18 protein-coding genes are annotated in these 23,262 nt (G+C 38.9%); 13 read left to right on the forward strand and 5 right to left on the reverse strand.

Features of this window, described 5'->3' with window-relative positions; translation table 11 throughout:
- The first annotated feature begins 262 nt into the window (after positions 1–262).
- The 10 genes from BFP71_RS10970 to BFP71_RS11015 all read left to right on the forward strand — a co-directional run bounded on the left by BFP71_RS10970 (position 263) and on the right by BFP71_RS11015 (position 10,035).
- Positions 263–676: a Fur family transcriptional regulator gene (locus BFP71_RS10970; RefSeq protein WP_069835514.1), complete on the forward strand. Its 414-nt coding sequence runs from the start codon at positions 263–265 to the stop codon at positions 674–676.
- A gap of 93 nt (positions 677–769) precedes the next feature.
- Entirely contained in the window at positions 770–1,198 is a 429-nt protein-coding gene (locus tag BFP71_RS10975) for a hypothetical protein (protein WP_069835515.1), read from the forward strand.
- A gap of 1 nt (position 1,199) precedes the next feature.
- Complete coding sequence (locus tag BFP71_RS10980; protein ID WP_069835516.1) at positions 1,200–1,568, forward strand: hypothetical protein; 369 nt, start codon at positions 1,200–1,202, stop codon at positions 1,566–1,568.
- Positions 1,565–2,767, forward strand: coding sequence for a GTP-binding protein (locus BFP71_RS10985; RefSeq protein WP_069835517.1), 1,203 nt, complete (start codon positions 1,565–1,567; stop codon positions 2,765–2,767). The genes BFP71_RS10980 and BFP71_RS10985 overlap by 4 nt, the downstream gene beginning before the upstream one ends.
- Position 2,768: 1 nt before the next feature.
- Positions 2,769–3,641, forward strand: coding sequence for a hypothetical protein (locus BFP71_RS10990; RefSeq protein WP_069835518.1), 873 nt, complete (start codon positions 2,769–2,771; stop codon positions 3,639–3,641).
- A 117-nt stretch (positions 3,642–3,758) separates the two neighbouring features.
- On the forward strand, positions 3,759–4,460 hold the full coding sequence (locus tag BFP71_RS10995; protein WP_069835519.1) for an ABC transporter ATP-binding protein: 702 nt from the start codon (positions 3,759–3,761) through the stop codon (positions 4,458–4,460).
- A 2-nt stretch (positions 4,461–4,462) separates the two neighbouring features.
- Complete coding sequence (locus BFP71_RS11000; RefSeq protein ID WP_069835520.1) at positions 4,463–5,851, forward strand: ABC transporter permease; 1,389 nt, start codon at positions 4,463–4,465, stop codon at positions 5,849–5,851.
- Between the two features lies 1 nt (position 5,852).
- A complete protein-coding gene (locus BFP71_RS11005) occupies positions 5,853–7,262 on the forward strand; it encodes a DUF3526 domain-containing protein (RefSeq protein WP_069835521.1) in 1,410 nt (469 codons plus the stop codon).
- Between the two features lie 4 nt (positions 7,263–7,266).
- Positions 7,267–9,477, forward strand: a complete 2,211-nt coding sequence (locus BFP71_RS11010) for a DUF5916 domain-containing protein (protein WP_069835522.1) — start codon at positions 7,267–7,269, stop codon at positions 9,475–9,477.
- A gap of 129 nt (positions 9,478–9,606) precedes the next feature.
- A complete protein-coding gene (locus BFP71_RS11015; protein ID WP_069835523.1) occupies positions 9,607–10,035 on the forward strand; it encodes a hypothetical protein in 429 nt (142 codons plus the stop codon).
- Positions 10,036–10,144: 109 nt separating this feature from the next.
- Here BFP71_RS11015 and BFP71_RS11020 read toward each other — a convergent pair whose 3' ends face one another.
- From BFP71_RS11020 to BFP71_RS11035, 4 genes are all read right to left on the reverse strand, one after another.
- Entirely contained in the window at positions 10,145–12,010 is a 1,866-nt protein-coding gene (locus BFP71_RS11020; RefSeq protein WP_141719740.1) for a potassium channel family protein, read from the reverse strand.
- 256 nt (positions 12,011–12,266) lie between these two features.
- Complete coding sequence (locus tag BFP71_RS11025; RefSeq protein ID WP_069835525.1) at positions 12,267–13,304, reverse strand: serine hydrolase domain-containing protein; 1,038 nt, start codon at positions 13,302–13,304, stop codon at positions 12,267–12,269.
- Between the two features lie 186 nt (positions 13,305–13,490).
- Positions 13,491–14,060 (reverse strand): hypothetical protein, encoded by a 570-nt coding sequence (locus tag BFP71_RS11030; RefSeq protein WP_069835526.1) that lies wholly within the window; start codon positions 14,058–14,060, stop codon positions 13,491–13,493.
- Positions 14,061–14,269: 209 nt separating this feature from the next.
- Positions 14,270–14,833: a hypothetical protein gene (locus tag BFP71_RS11035; RefSeq protein WP_069835527.1), complete on the reverse strand. Its 564-nt coding sequence runs from the start codon at positions 14,831–14,833 to the stop codon at positions 14,270–14,272.
- A gap of 232 nt (positions 14,834–15,065) precedes the next feature.
- On the opposite strand from BFP71_RS11035, the gene BFP71_RS11040 reads away from it, so the two are divergent.
- On the forward strand, positions 15,066–17,666 hold the full coding sequence (locus BFP71_RS11040; protein WP_069835528.1) for a helix-turn-helix domain-containing protein: 2,601 nt from the start codon (positions 15,066–15,068) through the stop codon (positions 17,664–17,666).
- 92 nt (positions 17,667–17,758) lie between these two features.
- On the opposite strand, the gene BFP71_RS11045 is transcribed toward BFP71_RS11040, so the two are convergent.
- Positions 17,759–19,510, reverse strand: a complete 1,752-nt coding sequence (locus tag BFP71_RS11045; protein ID WP_176723354.1) for a helix-turn-helix domain-containing protein — start codon at positions 19,508–19,510, stop codon at positions 17,759–17,761.
- 335 nt (positions 19,511–19,845) lie between these two features.
- On the opposite strand from BFP71_RS11045, the gene BFP71_RS11050 reads away from it, so the two are divergent.
- Together BFP71_RS11050 and BFP71_RS11055 are read left to right on the forward strand one after the other, a co-directional pair.
- Complete coding sequence (locus tag BFP71_RS11050) at positions 19,846–20,283, forward strand: hypothetical protein (RefSeq protein ID WP_069835530.1); 438 nt, start codon at positions 19,846–19,848, stop codon at positions 20,281–20,283.
- Positions 20,284–20,525: 242 nt separating this feature from the next.
- Complete coding sequence (locus BFP71_RS11055) at positions 20,526–23,123, forward strand: hybrid sensor histidine kinase/response regulator (RefSeq protein ID WP_069835531.1); 2,598 nt, start codon at positions 20,526–20,528, stop codon at positions 23,121–23,123.
- Positions 23,124–23,262: the final 139 nt, after the last annotated feature.

The raw sequence follows: 23,262 nt of genomic DNA on the forward strand, positions 1-23,262 counted from the left end.
ATACGGATGATTTGAACCATTTGTGTAATTTATTTGCATCATTGTTGCAAATGCAGTATTGTTGCATTAGTGCTTTTAGGATAAAGAGTGAAAGCATGAGTTTTAGCAATGCTAGAATTCATAAAAGTAGTTTAGAAAATTCAACGGTTATTCAAATGTGCTTTTGATATCAGTTGATTCGTGATGTTTAGCTTAATCATAAAGTAGTTTTGGTTAGTTACTTAAGTTATTCGATCATTTAGATAGTAGCCCTTATTTGTACATGAACACACAAGAAGTCAAAACGATTTTAGGTAAGTACAAATGTAGGGCTACTACTATTAGAGTGAAGGCACTACAATTCCTTGCCAATAAAGAAAGGGCATTTTCCATTTCCGAAATAGAATCAAGCCTGACTGAAGTCGATCGCGTTACCATTTATAGAACGCTCAATTCATTTGTTGAATTGGGGATAGTCTCAAAAGTGCTGAATAGTAAAGGAGTGACTTACTATTTCTATAAGGGAGTAGATCATACGGATAAGTGTCAGCATCCGCACCTCCATTGTAAATCCTGTGACAAAGTCATATGCTTACCAGAATATCCAGAAAGCTATTTAAATGCACTCAATAGCTACAATGCAGAATACATTCCTGTGTTAATGGAAGGTAAGTGTGAGCGCTGTGTTGAACATTGATTTATTATATGCAACATTGTTGCATATAATAAAGATTGTCTCTAAAATTGCGCTTGAAGCTATGAATTACAAGCACCTTAAAAAGAAATCAACGTGAAAACACTTCAAGCTGTCCTACTTATAGCCTTGAGCGTTTTGGTAATTAACCAAAAGCCAGAGGGCTGGGAGATATTTGAAAAAGTCACGTTTAAGCCTAGATATTTCAAAGAAGTAGATGCCAATTTTGATGTGCCTACCTTCAATAAAGAGCTCATCGATTTAGAAGATACAGAAATTACGCTGTCGGGCTTTTATATTCCACTGGAGTTAGATTCAGTGTTTATGTTGTCAGCATTACCATACAGCTCGTGCTTTTTTTGTGGAGGAGCTGGCCCAGAGACTGTTGCTGAAATAAGAATGGCCGAAATCCCCAAGAGGATAGTAATTGATCAGTTTGTGAAGGTATCAGGTACATTAAAGCTTAATAGTACCAATATCGATTTCATGAATTTTATCCTAGAAGACGCTAAAATCATTAAGTGATATGAAGAGCAAGGGTTTTTTCGTGTTGCTGGTCATTGTTTTATTGTTTTCCTGTAATCATAAGAATGAAGAAGAGAAAAAGCTGTTGAAGCAGGCCTTCGAAAACCAACAGGAGGCAATTGCTTTGATGCAGCGATTAGCAGATTCATTGAAAGGTGCTGAATATCACCATAAAGATAGCTTGCTCGAAGTTATCCATACACTAGAGGAGGGATTATTCGCTATACCAGGTTATGATTTAGTACTAGAAGGTCATGAAGGCCATGATCATGGTGACCCGAATGTAGCCCTAAGTATCTCAGAGATTGTCGCAGTTCATGAAGAGTTGCTTAAACAGCTCAAACAAATCCAAACATTACTTAGACCATGAAAAAATTACCAGTTACTGTTTTATCTGGGTTCTTAGGAGCCGGTAAAACTACTTTGCTCAATCATGTATTGCATAATAAGGAGGGATTGCGCGTAGCTGTAATCGTAAACGATATGAGCGAGGTTAATATTGATGCCGAGTTGGTCAAGCAAGGGAATACATTAAGCCGAACCGATGAGCGCTTAGTAGAGATGAGCAACGGGTGTATTTGCTGTACACTTCGGGAAGATCTCATTGAGGAAGTGGCCAAGCTGGCATTAGAAAATAAGTATGAGTATTTATTGATAGAAAGTACTGGGATTTCAGAACCACTTCCTGTAGCCCAGACATTTTGGTTTGAGAGTGATGAGCTAGAAGTCAATCTTTCAGATGTCTGTAGTTTGGATACAATGGTGACGGTGATAGATGCCTTTAACTTTTTGAAAGACTTTGGTTCTGCCGATACCTTAGTTAGTCGAGAAATGAATGATGAGGCAGAGGATAGTCGTACGATCGTCGATTTACTGACGGATCAAGTCGAGTTTGCAAATGTGATATTAATCAACAAAACAGATTTGGTAAGTCAGTCTGACTTAAAATTGCTCAAGGATATACTATCAAGCTTGAACCCTGGGGCGAAAGTTATCGAATCTGAGTTTGGTAAGGTACCATTGAATAAGGTTTTAGGAACCGAAAGCTTCGACTATGAAACCACGTCGCAGTTAGCGGATTGGATCAAAGAATTAGAAACGGAACATACGCCAGAGACTGAAGAGTACGGGATTAGCTCCTTTGTATTCAGTGATAAGCGCCCTTTCCATCCAGAGCGTTTCTGGCAATATGTTTCGCTTATGTGGCCTACTAATATTATTCGAAGTAAGGGCTTGTTCTGGATTGCGTCTAGACCCGACCATGCCTTGACTTGGGGGCAAGCTGGAGGTTCATTAAGAACTGACTCGGCTGGTGTTTGGTGGTGTTCTATGCCATTTGAAGAGCGAACTCGTTATGAGTCTTTTGTTGAAAACAGAGCACAAATTGAATCTGATTGGAGTAAATTCTTTGGAGATCGCAAGAACGAACTCGTGATCATAGGTCAAAATTTAGATCAACCTAAAATACAATCTGAACTAGAACAGTGTCTTTGTACAGTCGAAGAAATCATGGATTGGCAAGAAGGGAAAGAGTTTGTAGATAACTGGCCGATTCAAACGGAGTTTTGATATGAAGAAGCTTACACTATTTGCCATTCTTTTATTGGTCATAGTTTCATGCAGTACATCAAGTAAACTTGGATATAGTACTAAAACTAAGCTTTGGAACCTTTCCAATCTCTCCCCAGGCGAGGTAAAGATGGCACATGACTTACTGGGTTATGGCCTTGAGCATGAAGCGCTTTACACCTTAATGGATACCCTTAAACCTATCAGTAGCCTCGGTTTTGCCCTTTCATATCCGATAGCCAAGGCTGGAGAAATGAAAGATGGCGACAGAAATATAGCTGATCTTGAATCAGATTCCGTAAGAATGGCGTTGTCTGAATTGGATAGCTGGAATAAGGTTTTAAAGGAGCTTTCTACCGATGATCTCACATTTTTGCTCATTCCTTTCAGGCAAACTTGGGAGGGAAAAAGAAACCTCCAAATCATTGTTTGTCAGCACGAACAATTATCGAAGTTAATGACCCGTAAAGCTGAGTTTTTTGGGCAATGGGGGTTTACCCCTAATTCCAATCCAGCCACCATTTTGACAGCTTTGGAGTTCGAAGAAAAAAATGATCGTTATCGTGCCTATGGTTACTTATTTGGATATCCCGAACATGCCGTGGACTTCTTCGTCAATGCATCGTTATCAACTGAAAAGTCAGGAAAATTTGTTGAACGTGATTTTTTCCATATGCCAGTGGCTGCAGGCGACCAGGGTTATTTCACTTACGCCATTCCGAAAGGTTATACACCCACAAAAGTAGATTCTACTATCTACAAACGGGCGGATTTCATCCTGAAGGATTATTTAAATAAAAAGTCAAATTATCGACTTACTGATGGTGAGATAGATGTTTACACGCTTATTTCAGATTACTGGAAGAAAAAATAGAACCAGTGAAATCAACAATTCACCATTCCTAAAATCAAACTGAACGTAATTGCATCATTGTTGCAATTATGACGGAGAGATGCTTACTTGCATCATTGTTGCATAAATAAATAGTGAATGTTACACGCCGTCAACCTATCCAAAAGGTATCAAGAGACACTAGCGCTCGATAACCTAAACCTGTCTATAGAAGCAGGAGATATTTATTGCCTATTAGGAGCGAACGGTGCTGGCAAATCAACAACTATAAACCTTTTCCTGAATTTTATAGCACCAACTGAAGGTAAGGCAGTTATCGACATGATCGATGTGGCAAAAGACCCACTGAAAACGAAAGAGGTCATCGCCTATATACCTGAAAACTTAAATCTGTACGGTGAGCTTTCAGGGCTAGAAAACCTTGAATACTTTGTTGGATTGTCTAAAAAGCGGTATCCAAAAGAGGTGTTAATTGCCTTTTTAAATGACGCTGGACTTCAAGAGGAAGCCCACACGCAGCGTGTTAAAAAGTATTCAAAGGGAATGCGCCAAAAAGTTGGGATTGCTATTGCCCTAGCCAAAAAAGCGAAAGCATTGCTCTTAGATGAACCTACATCGGGTTTAGATCCAAAAGCGAGCAATGAGTTTTCTGAATTGCTGATAAAACTAAGCGATCAAGGTGTTGCAACACTTATGGCTACTCATGACCTCTTTAGAGCCAAAGAAACCGGAACCGATATCGGAATTATGAAGTCGGGAAAATTAGTAGAGCAATTGTCTACCAAAGACATTGATCACAGCGAGCTAGAAAAATTGTATTTGCACCATATGGACAACTAATCATGGTATTTCATATAGCTAAAAAAGAAATTCGAGAAACTGCCCGTTCAGGTCAATTTAAATGGATGTTGGCCATAGTAGTTTTATTATGTACAGTTGCTGTTTTTATAAGCCAAAGAAATTGGGAGGCTAAAAACATAGAGAGAAAACAAGCTACGGAAAATGCCAGAACACTTTGGTTGGCCCAAGGTGCTACAAACCCACACAATGCTGCACACTATGGTACTTTTGCTTTTAAGCCTCAGTTTCCACTATCCCTGATCGATCCTGGCGTAGAGAAATACACCGGGGTATCTATTTTTTTAGAAGCCCATTCGAGAAACGAAGCTGATATGGTAGCCGCGGCAGACCAAACAGGTCTATCAAGGTTTGGTGATTTAACGCCAGACTTTATACTGCTCTTCGTTATTCCTTTGCTCATTATCGTGATGGGGCATCGATCTGTAACGAGAGAAAAAGAAGGAGGAATGCTTAGGATTATCAAATCACAAGGAGTCAGTAATTGGCAGCTAGTATTTGGTAAATGGATAGGCAATTTCATGCCGATCGCTGTATTGACTGCAATACTTTTTATTATTTCTGCCTTATTCATCGAGAATGTTGAGTGGCCATTCTTGATTACGATGTTACTGGTGTACTTGGCTTATTTCGCGATTATGAATAGCCTTACACTTTTCATTTCCACTATATCCAGAAGCTCGGGGCTTGCAATGGTTTCACTTTTAACTATATGGATAGTAGGCTGTTTAGCAGTACCAAAAATTGCAAGCAGTTATACCAATGATATTTACCCTTACCCAACGAGAGTAGAATTTGAAGCTTCCGTAGCAGAAGATAAAAGCAAAGGACTTGATGGTCACGATCCATGGAACGAAGCATCTAAAAAGCTAGAGGAGGAAACACTCAAGGAATACAATGTAGAGAAGTTGGAAGATTTACCTTTCAACTTTGATGCATTACGCATGCAAAAAGGAGAAGAACACGAGGCTGCAGTGTATTTCAAACACAATGAGCGCCTGAAAGAGATTTACGAGTCACAAACAAAAGTCTATAGGAAACTAGCCGTTTTATCTCCTTTTCTGCCGACCCGATTTATGTCTATGGCATTAGCAAATACCGACTACGCTACGCATTGGAATTTTTCTGATAAGGCTGAAAAACATAGGGTAGAAATGCAAAGAATCTTGAATACCAATTTTGCCGAAAACTCTAAGCTAGGAGAGTGGGATTATCAAGCTGATGCATCTCTTCTAAATGAAGTGCCTGATTTTGCCTATGAAGCACCAGACTTTAAACAGGTGTTAGTAGCAGGGCAGAGCAATCTACTCATACTATCGTTGTGGTTAGTGCTTTCTTTCGGTTTACTTTTTTATTCTTCAACCCGCTTGTAAAATGTTGACTCAGAATATTTTACATGAGATAAAGCTTTTGAGTCGAAACTATTGGTTCGTTTCGTTAACAGTTGTGATTACAGGGCTTAGTATTTATGCTGGACACAATGGGTTGAAACAGTTCGAAAAGCGGCAAGCAAACCTAACCGAGGCTATACAAAACCAATTGGAAAAAGTCGAAAGAGTAGATGTCATTGCGACAGCTTTGGCAAACGGAGAAGAACATCCAAGAGCTTTCAGGCTTTCTCCTATGAATTACTCTATAGCCACTGGTAGCTTGACCATAATGCCTGCTGAACCACTGAGTAAATTGGTGATAGGCCAGAGTGATCTATATACTCACCAAGTCAATATTTCTTCGAGAGAGGACTTAGCGACAATGAGTTTCAATGAATTAAATAATCCAGTGCAATTACTTTTCGGCAATTTTGACTTGAATTTTGTGCTGTCCTATCTAATACCATTATTAATCATTGCCTTTACATACAATCTAAAATCTCAAGAGCTTGAGACTGGGAGATTCAGACTGTTGGCTTCTAATCCAATCAATATAAAACTATGGCTTTTGCAAAGATTCATCGTTCGGTTCTTAGCGCTAGTTGTTGTTATCACAGTTGTATTGTTGGTCACGATGCTTTCAATCGGGGTAAAACCCGACCTGAATCTACTCCAGTTTTTTGGGCTTACTTATGCCTACATGGCATTTTGGTTTGCTCTAACATTTTTGGTTAATGTTTTTGGCTTTTCCTCTGCAAAAAATGCCGTTTCACTACTCTCACTCTGGATTCTTTTGGTACTGATAGTGCCTACGGTAATCAATCAAATGGCTAATACAATTTACCCTATGCCTTCGCGTGTAGCCTTGTTAAATGAAATTAGAAGTACTAAGAAACAACTGGGTAAAGAACAGGATAAGGTATTGGACGAGTATTTAAGAAATCATCCCGAACTGATCCGAAATGAGGGTGAAAATGCTTACGGTTACTGGCAAGGATTCTACGCTAGTCAAGAGATTACAGAGAAGACCTTAAACCCTTTGATTAGTGCTTTTGATAAGCAACTAAATCAGCAACAAAACTGGGTGAACACTTGGGGATTGCTCAGTCCTGCGGTGATATTCCAAAACGGTACTACTAGGCTGGCTGGCACATCTGCGGCGCATTATAAGGAGTTTCAGAATCAGACAAAGACTTTCAACATTGAATGGAGAGATCATTTTCTACCATTCGTATTCAAGAATAAAATGTTGGTCAAATCCGATCTAGAAGTGCTACCTGATTTTGAGTTTGATAAGGGCGTAGTAGAATCTAGCGCAGCTTCAGGGGTGATTATTTTGTTTTTGTTTACTCTGATCTTGAGCATGATTGGCCTCCTATACAAGAAGAGCGAACAATCCGTTTCGATAAACTAGCGTGATGCAACGATTTTTTCTATGCCTGATTTTAGGCATTGGTTTGATTTTTTCGGCTGATGGACAAGAAAACGATGGCAATTTCCCGCCTCCGAAAAATCCATTAGAAATAAGAGCCATTAAAGCAATGTCTCCCATAAAGATAGATGGGAAATTGGACGAACAAGACTGGCAACGTGCCGAGGCCGTTACTGAGTTTTTTCGAATGGAACCTCGGCAAGGTGGCGATTATCGGTTCCAGACGAGTGTGCGCGTCCTTTTCGATGAGAAGAACTTATATATTGGTGCCTTTTGTCAAGATTCACTGGGGAGAGCGGGCATTAGAGTGCAAGACTTAAGGAGGGATTTCAATTGGAATGAAAACGATGTTTTCGGTGTACAACTCGATCCTCAAAACTTAAAGCAGTTTGCGGTATCATTCCAAACCACGCCTTACGGCAACCAAAGAGACCTTCAGAATTTTAATGATCAAGTCACTGATAATGATTGGAATGCCCTTTGGTCTGTTCGGACCAGCCAAACCGATGATGGGTATTTTGTCGAATTTGCCATCCCTTTTAAATCGTTGCGTTACGATGCAGTTGCTCCGGGTGAAGATGTGTCTTGGGGAATAACCTTTAATCGTTTGGCGAGGAGAGAGTACGAACAAACCGTTTTTCCAGCGATTCCGCAATCTTTTTCTCCATTTCGAATGACTTATGCTGCTAAACTGACGGGGCTTGAACTGCCAGAACCTAGCGCCAACGTTAGGGTAGAGCCCTACTCGCTTTATCAGTACGAAGAGCAAAATGCGGGTGGTAATGGTGAGACCAGTGGTGATTTTAAACTAGGCGGCGATGTCAAATGGGCTGTGAACCCAAATACGGTGGTAGACCTAACTTTTAATACCGATTTTGCCCAAGCTGATGTGGATAGAGCGGTAAATAACCTTGAGCGTTTCAATATATTCTTTCCAGAAAGGCGACAGTTTTTCTTGGAGAACTCAGGTATATGGGCTGGTGGTAGACAGACCTCTATCAGACCTTTTTTTAGCAGAAGGATCGGCTTACAGGGAAATTTTAATTCAGCAACGGCGCCAATCGATGTTGGGGCAAGGTTTACGCTCAGAGACGAAGAGAAGGCCATTGCAGGCTTGTACATGCATCAGGCCGAAACTGAGAGTTCCGCTGGTGCAAACTTTGCGGTAGCGCGTTATTTGAAAAATTATGGTAGAGAGAATAACATCGGGGTAATGGTTACTCATCGATTGGATGAGTCTTCTGAAGCATTGGGTTTAAGCCAGCAGAATAACAGCACCATTACAATAGACGGTTTGATTCGACCCTCAAGTATTTGGTCCATCAACTATTTAGCGAGTACTTCAATCGATCATGAATTAAGTAAAGCTGGTTTTGCGGGAAGGTTGTTTGCTGGAAGATCTGCCAATAACTCTTACTGGGGATGGTCGACAGAAATAACTACTCCAAATTATAATCCAGCCATGGGGTTTGTGCGACAGTCAGATGTAATCCGTCACAATCCGGGAGGTTACTGGATTGTAAGACCTAAAAAACTACCATGGATTAGACGGTGGGACCCAGGTGTGTTTGTTAACTATTATCATGATGCCAGTGATCCGGGAACTTTTCAACAGGCAAACCTCTGGTTATTTCCAGTTTGGGTCTATTTCACGGATGGGAGTTTCTTGTCCTATTCAATTTTCCCTACATGGCAAAATATCAACTTTAATTTCGCCCCATTAGGGATTCAAATAGGTCAAGACGATTACTATTATACACGTCACGAAGTTCGGTTCAATACCGATCAATCTAAGAAATGGTCGATTAGTGGAGGTTATGAATGGGGGGAGTTTTACAACGGGAGAAGGCAAACAGTTAATACTGGTATTCGAATTGCGCCTGATCCGCGCATCGCTTTTACCTATGACTATGAGTATAATCGATTACGTGATTTGGGAGCGGCAGAGGAAAGCCTCGAAACTCATCTGAGTACCATTGGTGCCCGATTCGCGGCAAACCCGAGGCTTCAATTATCCACTTTTTATCAATACAATACTTTTGATGAACAGGGTAGATGGAATGTCAGGTTGAGTTGGGAGTATCAACCCTTATCTTTTATCTATTTGGTGTTTAACAATACCCAGATTAGTGGATTGGAAAATCCATTTGAGGAACAACAGTTTATTGCGAAGTTGACCTTTCTAAGACAATTTTAACAGCACAAAAGGAATTGAGCCCCCTTTTTTGAAACCAAATCAAACGGCTGCGCTGTGTATCAATAACATTATTGGGTAAATTGCCGTTGCCATTTTAGACGCTAATTCTAAATAGCACAAGAAGGTTTTATGAAGTATAAGTCGGCAATATTGGTCTTACTGCTATTTGGTAATCCTGCAACCAATGAGCCAGAGGGGTGGGATATTTTCAAGAAAGTTGTTTTTACCCCAACTTACTTTGAAGAAATAGATTCTTACTTCGATGTACCAACTTTCAATAATGAACTAAAGGCCTTAGATGGCAAAACAATTACACTTTCAGGCTTTTATGTTTCATTTGATATCGATGGGGCATTTATTCTTTCTGGTATGCCGCTAAGTTCATGTTTCTTTTGTGGTGGGGCTGGGCCTGAAACGGTAGCAGAGGTGAGGATGAAGAAAATCCCAGATGATTTACAAATCGATGATTTTATAAAAGTGCAAGGTAAACTGGAGTTAAATGCCAAAAATATCGATCATATGAACTTCATCATCAACGAAGCAAAAGTCATCAAATAGTTCTGTGATAAGAACAGTGACTTCCTGACTGGAACAAAGTAGAACGAAGAATCCACGTAAATCAATTGACAGATTCTTCATTGCGTTTCACTTCATTCAGAATGACGTTCTAATTCAATAATTGGCTAATTAAAGAGACTGAGAAGATGGTTAGCATGAACCAGCCGATAAAACCTTGAATAATGGCTAGGTAACGTGGTAGGCCTTTGATCGGGATTTCCCCAAAACCGAGCGTGGTAAAGGTATTAATGCTGAGCATTAGGGCATTGAGAATCTTAATGAAGATGTCGTAGGCTAGCGCAATCAGGAAAGCCATAATAAGAAGAATAGATTTGATTCCTTTTTTTGAATCTTCAGTATCAGACCATTTGCCTTTGAGTACATCCACATTAGAGAGTATCCAAGAGAAGCTTCGAGTACCTGCCACCGACCAACGATACAAGGGTAGGGCTGTAGCCATAAAGAATTTGGGAACTCCTTTCTCAGACTCCAACATGTAGCTCTTGAAATCTTCGGAGGCCATCAACTCATGACTCTTTTCTTCCAGATAGACTTCATGCATGCCTGAATCTTGCTTCATGTATTTAGTAAAGAAGCGGTAACGATCCATGATCCGGTTTTTACCATGGCTATCCCAGTAGTTTGGGAAGAAGAGGTAAACCAGAGCAAAGGCCAAAATTACATAAACAGAGAAGATAATGGCCCTTGAAGGCTTGGTGCCGTAAGCCGAGAAGATTTTTAGAAATTGGTTGATTTTCCTAGTAAAATATCGGTCAAAGGTGGGGCCGGTTTTGTATAAATAGGCTAACCGCTGAGTTTCCAGATTCTTAATTTCTCTATAAACTAAGTTGGCGTTCTCAGAATCGTAGTTTTCTTTGAATTCATTATAAAACCGAGATAAATCCTTAGTGGTTTCATTATACGCTCTTCGATTTTGAACCCTTGTAGAGTCCTGGAAAAGCGAGATGCTTTTTCTGCCGTATACTAATTCGCCAAGGGTTTTATTAAGATCATTGAAGTTAGTTTCTTGCGACCCATAAATTGCATGGCCATTGAATACAAATTTATCAAACCATTGTTCCCAGTCGGTACTTAAGACGAGTTTTGGGTTATTAGCTTTGTATAACATGACATAGTCCTTGAAATGATTATCGAGTATTGTGATCCTACCTTCTTCGTAAAAAGACATTCCGGCTACCCCTTCAATCGATGATTTGCCTAGGTATACATGACAATCCCAAACTCGTAGAATCAGATTTTTGAACTGATTTGAAGAGATCTCGACATTCTTAATGTTTCTAAGGGTTATATTTTTCATGACATCAAATGCGGGAAAACTCGAATTTTTTAATATGAAATTGTAATCATTCGATTCCTCAAAATCTTGATTGATTTGAAATGATTTTTTGATTTCGGAAGAAGCAACCATGAAATCCACATTGATAAAAGAGATATTACCTCTAGCCTCTAGTTTATAGGGGTTGTAAGCCTTGTTTACCTCCTTTGGATTATTCGTTAAGATGGTCAATCCCTTCTCAAACGTCGATTGATAGAGTAGAATAGAGATAGAGTTCTGTAGCTCAACTGGTTCTAGAAAATGTACTTTATACAAACCAGATTGTATGAATGCAGAACTGTTTTGGTCTTCAGACGGAGCACCAGTAACGAATTGAACATTGTTCAGTATTATGGGCTTTCGCACGAATATAGAGTCTCTTTGCGGCCAGTTATCTATGATAGATGATACGTTTCCTGCTTCTAGATTAAGACTGAGATTCTCAGCTAAGGCAAAATGCATTGTGTCCACACGCTGATTTGCTCTAATGAGGGCATTACTCAAGGTAAAAACAGAGTCCTCTTCATCTTCAATCATTTGAAAGAATTCGGTATAGGAGTACTCATTGTATTCTATTTCATCTTGTGCAAAGGAGTGCAAGGGTAGGAGGAGGCAAAGGCCTAGCAGAAAATGGCGCATACAGTTGAAGCTTTCCTTAAGTTAAGTAGGAAACAGCAAATCAGGAAATCATTGGTTTTTCGTCATTCTGAGTGGAACAAGGTGGAACGAAGAATCCCGTATAATGATTGACAGATTCTTCATTGTGTTTCACTTCATTCAGAATGATGAAAATAAATGCCTTGATTGACCTATTGGATTAACGCATCAACTAGAACGTTTCTTTGTAATAGCCGTAGTAGATGCGGGCGGCTAGGCTTTTGAATGATATTGATAATTACTTGCTCTTCTTCTTTCTCAGTATTCTGACAATTCTGTTGTTTATAATCTCGGATAAGTTCCAATTATAGAGGTCAGGATCGGTGGTGCTGTAGAACACAATTACTACTGCGTCAAGTTCTTTGTAATATTCTGCAAAACTCTGATATCCAGGAACCCAACCTCCATGTTTGAACTCATATATCGAAGCATAAATTTCCTGTTCTCCCGGCCCGAACAGTGTCCCATCGTTCAATGCACGCATAAAGGTTGCCAAGTCTTCTGCTGTGGCATGCATGCCATAATCGTTTGTCTTTAAATCAGAGGGGTACCCCACATGATAGCCACTCATTACATTCTCTATATCGACATCATTTAAGGAGGCAAATGTATTAGTAAGGTTTAGAGGCGTAAGAATTTCCTCTTGAATGAACTGAAAGTTTTTATACCCTAGTACGTCATCCATGATCTTATTGATCAATAGATAATTGGTGTTGCAGTATTCGTAATCTTCATCGGGTTCAAAGTTTGCCGGCTGATCGATGATCAAAGCCAGACTTTCTTCATAAGTCTCGGTAGGAGATGCCCAGAAATTGGGTGTGTCAGTGAAGTTAGGTATACCGCTTCTATGCTGTATCATCAATCTCAGTGTGATTTTATCTGCATTTTCAATGCGGCCTATAAGTTGTGGTAGGTAGTCAGCAATTGTTTTGTTTAGAGACAGGCTTCCAGCACTCACCAATTTAGTTACAGCTACTGCATCATAAAGTTTGCTGATGCTGGCAATCTTAAAAAAGGCATCAGGCTTGGCAGGAATCTTTAATTCCCGATTATGCCAACCTGAAGCTAAATATTGAGGTGGTTGCCCCGCTTGGTCTATAAAGACAACCATGCCTTCGAATCCATGACCGATGGCCTCATCCAACTGTTCTTGAACGGTATCAGGTAGTGGAAGTATCCACGCCTTTACTAAAAGCCAAGGCACAAAAAACAGAGACCCAATGGAGACTAGAATGAATATGGCTTTGAGAACCTTTTTAGTTTTTTTCTTGCTCATAAGACTTGTGTTGTGATACTAACTAGAAGCTAAAGCACAAAAAATACAATTGATGTTCAAAACAGTATTCATGGTAAAGCTCCTAACTAATTAAGTTCGTAAAACGGTTTGAAGGGGTGGATGACTTACTCTAAATATGGAGTGGTCCATAGCCACTCCATTTTATTCAAGAACACTTTCCCTTTTCTAGTACCAGTTAAACCCTATTCCGAAAGAAAGTAAAACTGCATCTCGGTCTAAGTTATTATTGATGTTCGTCCAGCCCATTTGCAGTTGTGTTTGAAGATCTAAGGCGAAATTCCTCCTTTGAACTAATTCATATCCTGTACTGAAGGAAACAGCACCGCCAAAATTCCAATCTTCATCCTCAATATTGTCTTCATAGAATGCTGGAAAATCCATAGCCAATCCTGCACCTGCATTAATCCACCATCTATCTTTTACCCAATATTGAACAGAGGGCATAAATGCATCAAAAGTTCTGTCTTTGCCTTCGTATTCATATCCCATTCCAGAATACATTCCTAAAATCGCTAAGCGATCATTGACCATCCAACCAAATTTTAAATTAGGAAAAGTACCTCCGAATTGAGCTTCATCGAAAGGTACTTCTTGATCGCTATCAGATATACTGATGACACCACCGCCTAACCCAAAGCCAATGATAAATCCTTTTCTTTCAATTTGAATGGTCTCATTTTGACCGTAGGAGAGAAGTGCACAAAATGTAAATACAATAAATAATAAATTTTTCATTTCAATAATTTTAATAGTTGTATAATGAGTAATTGAGTGAGTTTTCGAGACGCAACCTTAAAAGTTCATGCCGGTATTAATGTTAAGCTCAAAAAGAAAGTAGTTTTTCCACTTACTGTCTAGCACCTTAAATGCTAAGGAGCATTGTTGCCAAAAATCTAATCTTGCAATCAACTCTTGGGATGTATAAAAAATCGTTTTTGCGTATGCTAAAAACTATATCCGATTCGTAAGTGCATATTCAATTCTATTTCACCTTTGTCCTTTGAATAACCAGCACGTTCAGCAAATGTGTAACTGTACCCTACACCAATACCTGCTTCATAATTAAAATGGTCTCCTAGATTTCTTCTAATTCCCCAAGTAGGTATAATGGCGAAATCACTTACCACCGGAGCATCGTCAGTATTGAAAAGAGCCAATTCTGGATGATAACTAGTTTTTAGAGCAATAAAATTGCCGCTGTTTCCGTCAGTTCGTTGAGAATTTTCTGAACGTTTTTTGAGGTTGTAATAGAACCTTGGCTCAACAACTATAACAGGCGTAAGAATGAACGGGGAATCATAATCATCGTAATAAGTAGTTTCCCAAATACCAAAATCAAAACCAAGCTCTGTTCTAAGTGCTAAGTTGTTTGACAGTTTTGCTTCATTATATGCCCAGATACCTAAAACCCCAGTTTGTACTCCGAATGTTGATTTTTCAACGCTTGTTTTTTGAGCTTTGACGACTAATGTGCTAAAGAATAAAAGAATGATTAATAGATTTTTCATGATCTTAATTTTTAATGTTCTGTGTGATTAACAGTTTTTACAAAGGTCAGGAATGAATGAAAGGGAGCCCTATGAGCTATACAGCCAAATCCATAAAGTTTGCGGAAGTCATAAAAACTATGGAGCTGAAGTATAAATTATGGAGCAAATGGTTAAATTATACCCTCTATTATGGAAAACACAAGTGGGGTTGGTGCACTAAAATTTTACCGGTTTAGAACCACCTAAAGCTATGTCAGGCGCATCTTATAACACCGAAAGTTTTGTTGATCAAGCGGAATCCATCATCCTAGAGAATATCTCTAATGAACAATTTGGTGTCTCTGAATTGGCAGAGGCAATGAATACAAGCCGTTCAAACCTTCTCAGAAAGATCAAACAGCAAACCCAGCTTTCAGCGAGTCTGTTCATTCGAAAGGTTCGGGTAGAGAAGAGCATGGAGATACTTGGGCAGACTTCTCTCACCGTGTCGGAAGTCTCCTATAAAGTTGGCTTTGGAAGTACCTCCTATTTTATCAAATGTTTCAGGGAATATTATGGATATCCACCTGGTGAGGTAGGTAGAAGAGGAGCGAGCGATAAAAACCAGGGAGGGGCATCTACCAGAAACAGACAGTTGGTCGCCATTATGTTCACTGACATTAAGGGGTACACTTCTCTCATGCAAACGGATGAAAGGAAAGGTGTTGCTTATCGAGAACGCCACAGAGAGGTTTTTGACACTACCACCAAAAAATACAATGGACGCATCCTACAGTATTTTGGTGATGGGACATTAAGTACATTTCCTAGTGCAATTGATGCTGTAAGATGTGGCATAGAAATGCAGCTCGCATTTAGAGAGGAACCGAAGGTCCCCATTCGGGTTGGAATACATTCAGGCGACATCATTGTAACTGAGGAAGAGATTATCGGAGATAGCGTAAATATTGCTTCTCGTATTGAATCACTTGCCAACGCAGGAAGTGTTTATATCTCCGACAAGGTGTATGACGAAGTGAAAAATCAAGATGACCTTATATCGGCATCTATGGGGGTTCATAAACTGAAAAACATCACAAAGCCCATTGAGGTATATGCTGTTTCTAATCATCTGCTAGGTGATATTGAGGTGCCGAATTCTAAAAATGCCAAAGGAAATCTGAATTTGAAATGGCCATCAGTTGCTGTCGCGGTGCTACTAATTAGTATTCTTGCTTATTCCTTTGGATTACTTAATGGGAAACAGGGGACAAATTCAAGTGCAACCTGGAACGATAAGTCTATTGCTGTATTGCCATTCAAAAACGATAGTGGTGATTCATCGAATCTTTATTTTGTGAATGGTCTCATGGAATCGATGCTGAACAACCTTCAAAAGATTAAAGACTTACGCGTAATTAGCAGGTCTTCCGTGGAAAAATATAGAAATACTGAGAAGACAATTCCTGAAATAGCCAAAGAAATGAATGTCGGTTATATTCTGGAGGGCAGTGGTCAAAAGATTGGAGACCAGATTCTACTCAACATCCAGTTGATAGAAGCTACAACGGATAATCATCTATGGGCAGAGCAGTATGACCGGAAGTTTGTTGATGTTTTTGAATTACAGAATGAGGTCGCCAGAAATATAGTTAGTTCTATAGAAGTGATTGTGACTCCTTCGGAGTTAGAACTATTAGAGAAAAAACCCACCGAAAACCTACTGGCTTATGATTATTATCTAAGGGCACTCGGTCCTCTGAATTCACAAACGCCTGATGGTCTTCGACAAGCCATTGCATTACTTGAACAAGCGCTCGAACAGGATCCTGAGTTCGCTTTGGCATACGCTAACATCGCGATATCATATTACCTTCTGGAAAGAACTAGAATTGAGAAAAAGCATACCGAAAAAATTAACAGCTATGCGGATAAGGCCTTGCTATATGATTCAAAATCAGACAAGAGTTTGATCGCCAAGTATTTTTATTATATACAGACAGAGGAAAACGAACTTGCCCTTCCACACCTTGAAAAGGCTCTAGAATATAACCCCAATTCGTCTTTTGCCATACAAATGCTGGCAGACTTCTATTTTAGAATCGTTCCCAATTCCAGTAAATATTTGGAGTATGCCTTGAAAGGGAATCAGCTCGATGTTGCCGCCAGTGATTCCGTTACCTTAAGCTATCTCTATTTAAACCTAGGAAACGCTTTTATACAAAATGGTTTTGTGAATGAGGCAATTTTATACATCGATAAATCGCTTAACCACTTCCAAGAAAACTACTTTGCACCTTATCTAAATGCCTTGATCATGTATGCCAAGGAACGCGATCTTCAACAAGGTCAAAAGTCTCTATTAAAGGAATGGAAAAAAGACACTTCTCGATTAGACATCTTACAGGAAGTGGCGAACTTCTATTATTACGAGGAAGAATACGATAGTGCCTTTTACTATTTCGAAAAATTCGTCACTGCCAGAGAGACAAATGGACTGAATGTTTATCCTCAGGCGGATATTTGGATTGGTAAAGTTTATGAAAAGATGGGTCTGATTGAGGAGTCAATTGGTTTTTACCAGTCTTACGCTGAGTACTGTGAAAATGACCAATCCATTTACAAAAGTATGAGCCTTGCGATGAAATTTGCTAATGAGGGAGAAATAGACCGAGTCATTGAACAACTTAATATCTTTGCAAAGGAGGATAGTTTTCAATACTGGACCCTCGTATTTCTAGAGGTTGACCCGATTATGAATAATTTGAGGGGTATTACGGCATTCGATGAAGCAGTAGAAAAGATTAAGGATCGGTTTTGGGAAAACCAGTCCAAACTACAAGCGTCACTGGAAGGGAAAGGACTGATTTAGAGGGGTAGGGCAGGTTGAAAAGTACCTTAAAACGTATAGTAAGTTCTTGTTTCCTGAGCAATCAGGGAGTTGAATCTTAGAGATACTGAGTCTCATTCTTTTTGAGCATTCAATTGTTGTATAAAGTAAGAAGGCTTGAGTCTGGTTTTTTTTTGAAAGGCTTTTGAGAATGATTGTGCTGTATTATAACCTGATTCTTTCGCAATAGCTTCTATTGTGTACATCCTGAACCTGCGATCTTCGTGAAGCCTTTTAATGGAATATTTAATCCTAAGTTCATTCAAGTAGTTCGAAAAATTTGTACTCTTATACGTGTTGATGACTTTAGATAAATATGTACTGTTAGTATTCAATTCCTTGGCTAAAGAGGGTAATGTATGATTCTCTAGAAACTGGTCTCTTTCTTCGAATACCTCTAGTTTTCTTAATATCTCGTTAATTAGCTCAACTGATAATCCAGAATTAGGGGGGCGATTTGCTTTTGTGTCAGATACCAGAAGTTCTTGTTCTCGTTTTTCCTCCTCTATCTGATCAATAATTGCCTTGAACTTTTTTTTGTTGATCCTATTTAACCGAAGGCTGTAAAGTAATATGATCAACACTATGCTAGCTATAACTATCAACACGAAAAGATATCTTCTCGATCGCTCATTCTTGTTTTTTAATAATTTGATCAATTGACCTCTTTGGTCATAGATGTTTGCAATTTCGAATCCAGATGTGATGCCATTTTCAAGAATGCCTTGTTTGGTTCTGAAAACACTGTCGGCTTTGATATAATGATTAATATATTTTAACTGTTTGTCTAGATCACCTTTGTCTTTGTGGTGGTTGATCAAAAGCTCGTAGATAGCCAGAAAATCATATTCAGCAGGCAAGGCGTTTTGTACGTAGTTATCCACTTGTTCCAAATAGTTAATGCCCAACATTTCATCATTTAATCTCATTTTGCTCTTGCCCAAATAAAGGTTTGCGTAAGCATTGAATTCATCAATTCTAAAATACTGCTCGTTAATAAGGGTTTTGCCAATTAAAAGACTATCTATAGCAACTTGGTAATTTCCTTTTTTAAAAGCATTCGCGCCTGACAAAAGTGTAAAGTACGCCAGCAAAGTGGTGTCATTGGTACTGACCGCCATAGGATACCCTTTGGAAATAATCAAATCAGTGGAATCCAATATGTCATTTCTGAAGTATGCATTTGCAAGTTGATAGATACTATTTGTTATGATTAAACCTTGATCAACAAAACCATTCTCTTCAATGAAATCTACATATTCTTTGTACTGCGATAGCGCTTCTTTGTAATTGCGCGTTATCATTTTTAGCGTAGCTATGTTTGCTCTTACATGTAATTCTACCCGCCTGTTTCCTCCTCTTTTTGCATAAAAAAGGGCAGAAAGGAAATCATCGAGGGCTTTTTCATAATCTCCCAATTCGAAGTATATAGTTGCCTTTTGAGAATAAGGAGATGCTGGAAGGTATTCATGGTTTTGAAGCTCTCGGCTGAAGAAAATTGCAGAGTCGCAATAAAGAATAGCATTTCGGACATTGGATGATCTGGAAAGGTTGAAATAAGCGTAAGCGATCCGTTCAATGTCATTCTCGTTTTTTGCCTTTTTTAAATAAGCCTTACCATAGTGCTGATCATTGATAGTGTCTACAGTTGTCTTAAGAAAGTAAGTATCTAGCTCATAATAGGACAAGTTGCCTAGTGAATCTATGAATTTGTTTTGGCCATAAGACTCAAAACCTAGAGTCAAATAAAGAAATAATAAAGCCAACCTTTTCAGTATACATTTCATATTAACTAAATGGGTACTCAATTTTAATAACTCGTCCATTGCAAACATTTCAAATTATAATTCAGATCTATCATCGGCAATAGATCTTGGATCAAATTAGTAATTGCCATTTTAGATTGAGTAGCAATATTCCGACTTCATCTCTACATTTATAAATTCCACGGCAATCAATTTTATTGTTTGATGTGCCTTGGTGTTGTTTCAAGCTAACCTACTAAAGAACACAAGTATTTTATGTTAAAATAAAGTAGAGGTTAGACTTCTACTTGATTTTGTAGGGTCATCTTCGTCGGAAAGGTTATTTAATCGAACATTGGACACTTAATTCTCAATCCTTTCTAGAATTCCCAAACTAATTATAACTTAGGTTATCGATGAAAAAGAGAAGGATTACATCATTACTTCTTAGTATAGTGGCCTTAAGTCTCATAGTCTATTTCTTTTCGACTACGCAATTGAGTGTTGAGTTCAGTATGTACTTCAAACCTGAATACTATTTGAAATATTCATTGTTGATTATAAGTCTTATGCTAATCAATGCAGCTTTTCTTCTTTTCAAAAATGACAAGGGAGCAAACCTCTCGCTCGCAATCTTTGGTTACACCATCTTGGAAGAAATTATATTTGACCTATTGGGTATTACTTCAGTCAATATGCCACTGGTCGCCTATATTGTGTTGTTTGCTTGCGCCTTACCTAGTCTTTGGATAGCACATTCAAATACATTCAACACCGAAAAGCTATCAACAAAGGGATTGGTCATAAGCCTTGCTATAGGGGCACTCGAAAGTCTTTATCCAATATTGATCTAAAAGAAATTGAATGGCCAATAAAAAAACAAGCTACTTTCATAATTGGCTGATCTTCAATCGGTCCCACCTGGGCTGGAACTAGGGGCTTACCACCCAGATGCTTCGAGGATGATTTGGTCGGATTTACTCATGCGATTCTACTATCATTAGTCGATGATTTTACATAATGAGTGGATAAAAACTATGTTCTCTTGCCTCGATAAGAAGCTTGTTATTAATTGCGTTGAAAGAGACAGCACTTGATGGAATTCTTTAAAACACATTTCAAATACCTACCATTTTTTCTTTTTGGTCTTCTCCTGTGTCATTCAACCGATTCAAAAGGACAAGTCTATAATTATCAACTATCGGAAGCAGCAAATGCTGTTCTAAGACTGCTTGCAACAGATGTGACTGGGGTTCAATTGGTAGAAACGATGGAGAAGCTGAAAAATCAGAAATGGAGTCAGTTGTATTTGAAAACTAAAAACCGATTGGATGGTGTTTCGGAAGATGATAAGCTTGAATTGGCTCTGAATATGCAACTAGGTCGTATATCAAGTAAGAGTTACGGATTGGGAAATAGCTATCAGTACTTTACAAGAGCGCTGTTTCTAGCGGAGAAACTGGAAGACCAAAAAAGCATTGCAATTGCTTCTTATGAAATTGGTAACATTATTCGTTTGGGGACAATCAATGATCGCCCATTCGAAGACTATTTTCAGAAAGCGATTGATATTTTCGATGCCTTGGATGATCCATTAGGAAAGTCGTACATGCTGTACGCAAAAATGATACTCGAAAAGGATAGCGCGATCAAGTTGAGGTATGCCGAAGAGGCGATCACATTGTTAGAGAGAAACCTGGAATCGACGGATACGCTGATGATGGAATCTCTGGCCAAACATTATAATGTAGCAGGTAGCTATCAAACCGAAGAGCTGAAAGTCCAAAGGTTTCAGGAAGGACTGAGAATAGCCAAAGCTATCGGAATCGAGATAAATGCAGCTTATATTCTAAATAATGTAGGATTTTATTATGCCTCAAAACAAGCTTATGATCAAGCCATTCCTTATCATTTGGAAGCATTAGATTTGGCTGTTCTAGCCGGTGGCAATGGACTTGCAGCCAACGCTTTAAATAATCTTTCCATCTGCTATAGTGGTAAGGGATTGCATAAAGAAGCCTTGGACTTTTATAAAGGTGTCTTCTATATACAATCGGACCTTAATAGTAATACTTACTTCAAAAACATAGCGGAATTGGAAGTGACACACGAAGTGGACCGAATAGAGCTTCAAAACCAGTTGCTACAAAGCGAGCATAAGCTTCAAAATCGGCAAAAGTGGGTTTTCGTTACCCTTTCGCTTTTATTACTTCTAATAATCGGTTTTGTCTTCTGGAGTAGAAGAAGAGTGGCTAAAGCCAATGAAAAACTTCTAGCGCTGGACAAAGTCAAGACGAGATTTTTCGCCAATATATCGCACGAATTGAGAACTCCTTTAACACTGATCAACGCGCCTATTGAATCACTGATGCATAATGAGAAAATTAACGATCCGGAAGTACTAGAGGTACTAGAAACGGCAACTCGAAATGGGGAGAGTTTACGCTCTCTGATTGAAGAAATTCTTGATTTGGCAAAGTTGGACGGGGGTAAACTCGAGTTGGTTGAGAATCCTGTGCGACTCAATAATTTTTTAGAACTACTTTTATCCGACTATTCAGTGGGGTTTTCTAACAAATCCATTCGGTTTCAATACGATTTTCGGTTAAACCCAGATCTAGCCATTTTGATGGATGAAAAACGGTGTACAAAAGTTATCAATAATCTTTTGTCTAATGCATTGAAGTTTACACCTGAAGGAGGAGAAATTAAGGTGAATGTTGATAAAGATAAATCAGGTGATTTTGTAAATATTAGTGTTTCGGATACCGGTGTCGGGATTCACCCTGAAGATTTGCCGCATATATTCAATAGGTACTTTCAATCTGGACAGCCCGGCAAAAAAGCGGAAGGTGGTACGGGGATTGGTCTTGCATTAGCTAAGGAACTAGCTGAGTTGCACAATGGGAGTTTAAGGGTGGAAAGTCAGTTAGCAAAAGGAACCGAATTCATCTTCTCACTACCATTTAAGGAGGTTAAGGAAGAAACCGTCACTTCACTATTTGCAATAGAAGATCAAAACTTACGAGACGCTCTTCAAAAAACGGTAATTCGGTATAAAGAGCAGTTTAAAGTAGAAAAGCCTACATTATTGGTAACGGAGGATCATTCTGAGATGAGGGCTTTTATCGCTAAAACCCTGACTCCATATTTTGAAATCCACCAGGCCGAGAATGGAAAAGTGGCGCTTGATATTTTAAAACAGCAGCAGATAGATATTGTCATCTCAGATGTCATGATGCCGATAATGGATGGTTTTGAATTGCTAGAAGAGATTAAGAAAGATGAAGCCTTGCATCAAGTCTCACTGATCATGCTAACTGCGCGTGCTGATCATGAAGATAAATTGTACGCGCTAACCTTGGGCATTGACGATTACTTAACTAAACCATTTAATGCCTCGGAATTTCTGGCAAGGATTAAAAACATTCTTGAGAATAGAATAAAAATTTTCCGTAGCCTGGCAATGAATAAGCAGTCTGACATAAATGATTTCATTGCTCAATATGACCTAGTAGAACGCGAAGTAGAAGTGCTATCTCTTCTATCAAGAAGATACTCAAACCCCCAAATAGCTGAAGAGCTTTCTATTTCGAGAAATACCGTCAAATTTCACCTCAAAAATATTTTCCTGAAACTGGAAATTTCATCACGTGCTGAGGCAGAAGATATGGTTAAGTCCTATCTCAAATAGCTTGAAGCTAACTCATTATTAATCAGTCAAGTGCCAGTTTTGACCATTATTTGTGAGGAGTCTACACTGGTATTTCAAGACTCAAAAAATCATTAATTCTGTTGTTTAAACTCAGTTTATTGTAATAACTACCCAACTG

It is taken from the genome of Roseivirga misakiensis (assembly GCF_001747105.1).
GTDB classification, from domain to species: domain Bacteria; phylum Bacteroidota; class Bacteroidia; order Cytophagales; family Cyclobacteriaceae; genus Roseivirga; species Roseivirga misakiensis.

Bases quoted from the DNA above. Each gene is read 5' to 3' on its own strand.
- BFP71_RS11025 (WP_069835525.1), bottom strand. From the start codon at position 13,304: ATGAGCAAGAAAAAAACTAAAAAGGTTCTCAAAGCCATATTCATTCTA.
- BFP71_RS10995 (WP_069835519.1), top strand. From the start codon at position 3,759: ATGTTACACGCCGTCAACCTATCCAAAAGGTATCAAGAGACACTAGCG.
- BFP71_RS11010 (WP_069835522.1), top strand. From the start codon at position 7,267: ATGCAACGATTTTTTCTATGCCTGATTTTAGGCATTGGTTTGATTTTT.
- BFP71_RS10970 (WP_069835514.1), top strand. From the start codon at position 263: ATGAACACACAAGAAGTCAAAACGATTTTAGGTAAGTACAAATGTAGG.
- BFP71_RS11000 (WP_069835520.1), top strand. From the start codon at position 4,463: ATGGTATTTCATATAGCTAAAAAAGAAATTCGAGAAACTGCCCGTTCA.
- BFP71_RS11005 (WP_069835521.1), top strand. From the start codon at position 5,853: ATGTTGACTCAGAATATTTTACATGAGATAAAGCTTTTGAGTCGAAAC.
- BFP71_RS11030 (WP_069835526.1), bottom strand. From the start codon at position 14,060: ATGAAAAATTTATTATTTATTGTATTTACATTTTGTGCACTTCTCTCC.
- BFP71_RS10990 (WP_069835518.1), top strand. From the start codon at position 2,769: ATGAAGAAGCTTACACTATTTGCCATTCTTTTATTGGTCATAGTTTCA.
- BFP71_RS11035 (WP_069835527.1), bottom strand. From the start codon at position 14,833: ATGAAAAATCTATTAATCATTCTTTTATTCTTTAGCACATTAGTCGTC.
- BFP71_RS11015 (WP_069835523.1), top strand. From the start codon at position 9,607: ATGAAGTATAAGTCGGCAATATTGGTCTTACTGCTATTTGGTAATCCT.
- BFP71_RS11055 (WP_069835531.1), top strand. From the start codon at position 20,526: ATGGAATTCTTTAAAACACATTTCAAATACCTACCATTTTTTCTTTTT.
- BFP71_RS11040 (WP_069835528.1), top strand. From the start codon at position 15,066: ATGTCAGGCGCATCTTATAACACCGAAAGTTTTGTTGATCAAGCGGAA.
- BFP71_RS11020 (WP_141719740.1), bottom strand. From the start codon at position 12,010: ATGCGCCATTTTCTGCTAGGCCTTTGCCTCCTCCTACCCTTGCACTCC.
- BFP71_RS11050 (WP_069835530.1), top strand. From the start codon at position 19,846: ATGAAAAAGAGAAGGATTACATCATTACTTCTTAGTATAGTGGCCTTA.
- BFP71_RS10980 (WP_069835516.1), top strand. From the start codon at position 1,200: ATGAAGAGCAAGGGTTTTTTCGTGTTGCTGGTCATTGTTTTATTGTTT.
- BFP71_RS11045 (WP_176723354.1), bottom strand. From the start codon at position 19,510: ATGGACGAGTTATTAAAATTGAGTACCCATTTAGTTAATATGAAATGT.
- BFP71_RS10985 (WP_069835517.1), top strand. From the start codon at position 1,565: ATGAAAAAATTACCAGTTACTGTTTTATCTGGGTTCTTAGGAGCCGGT.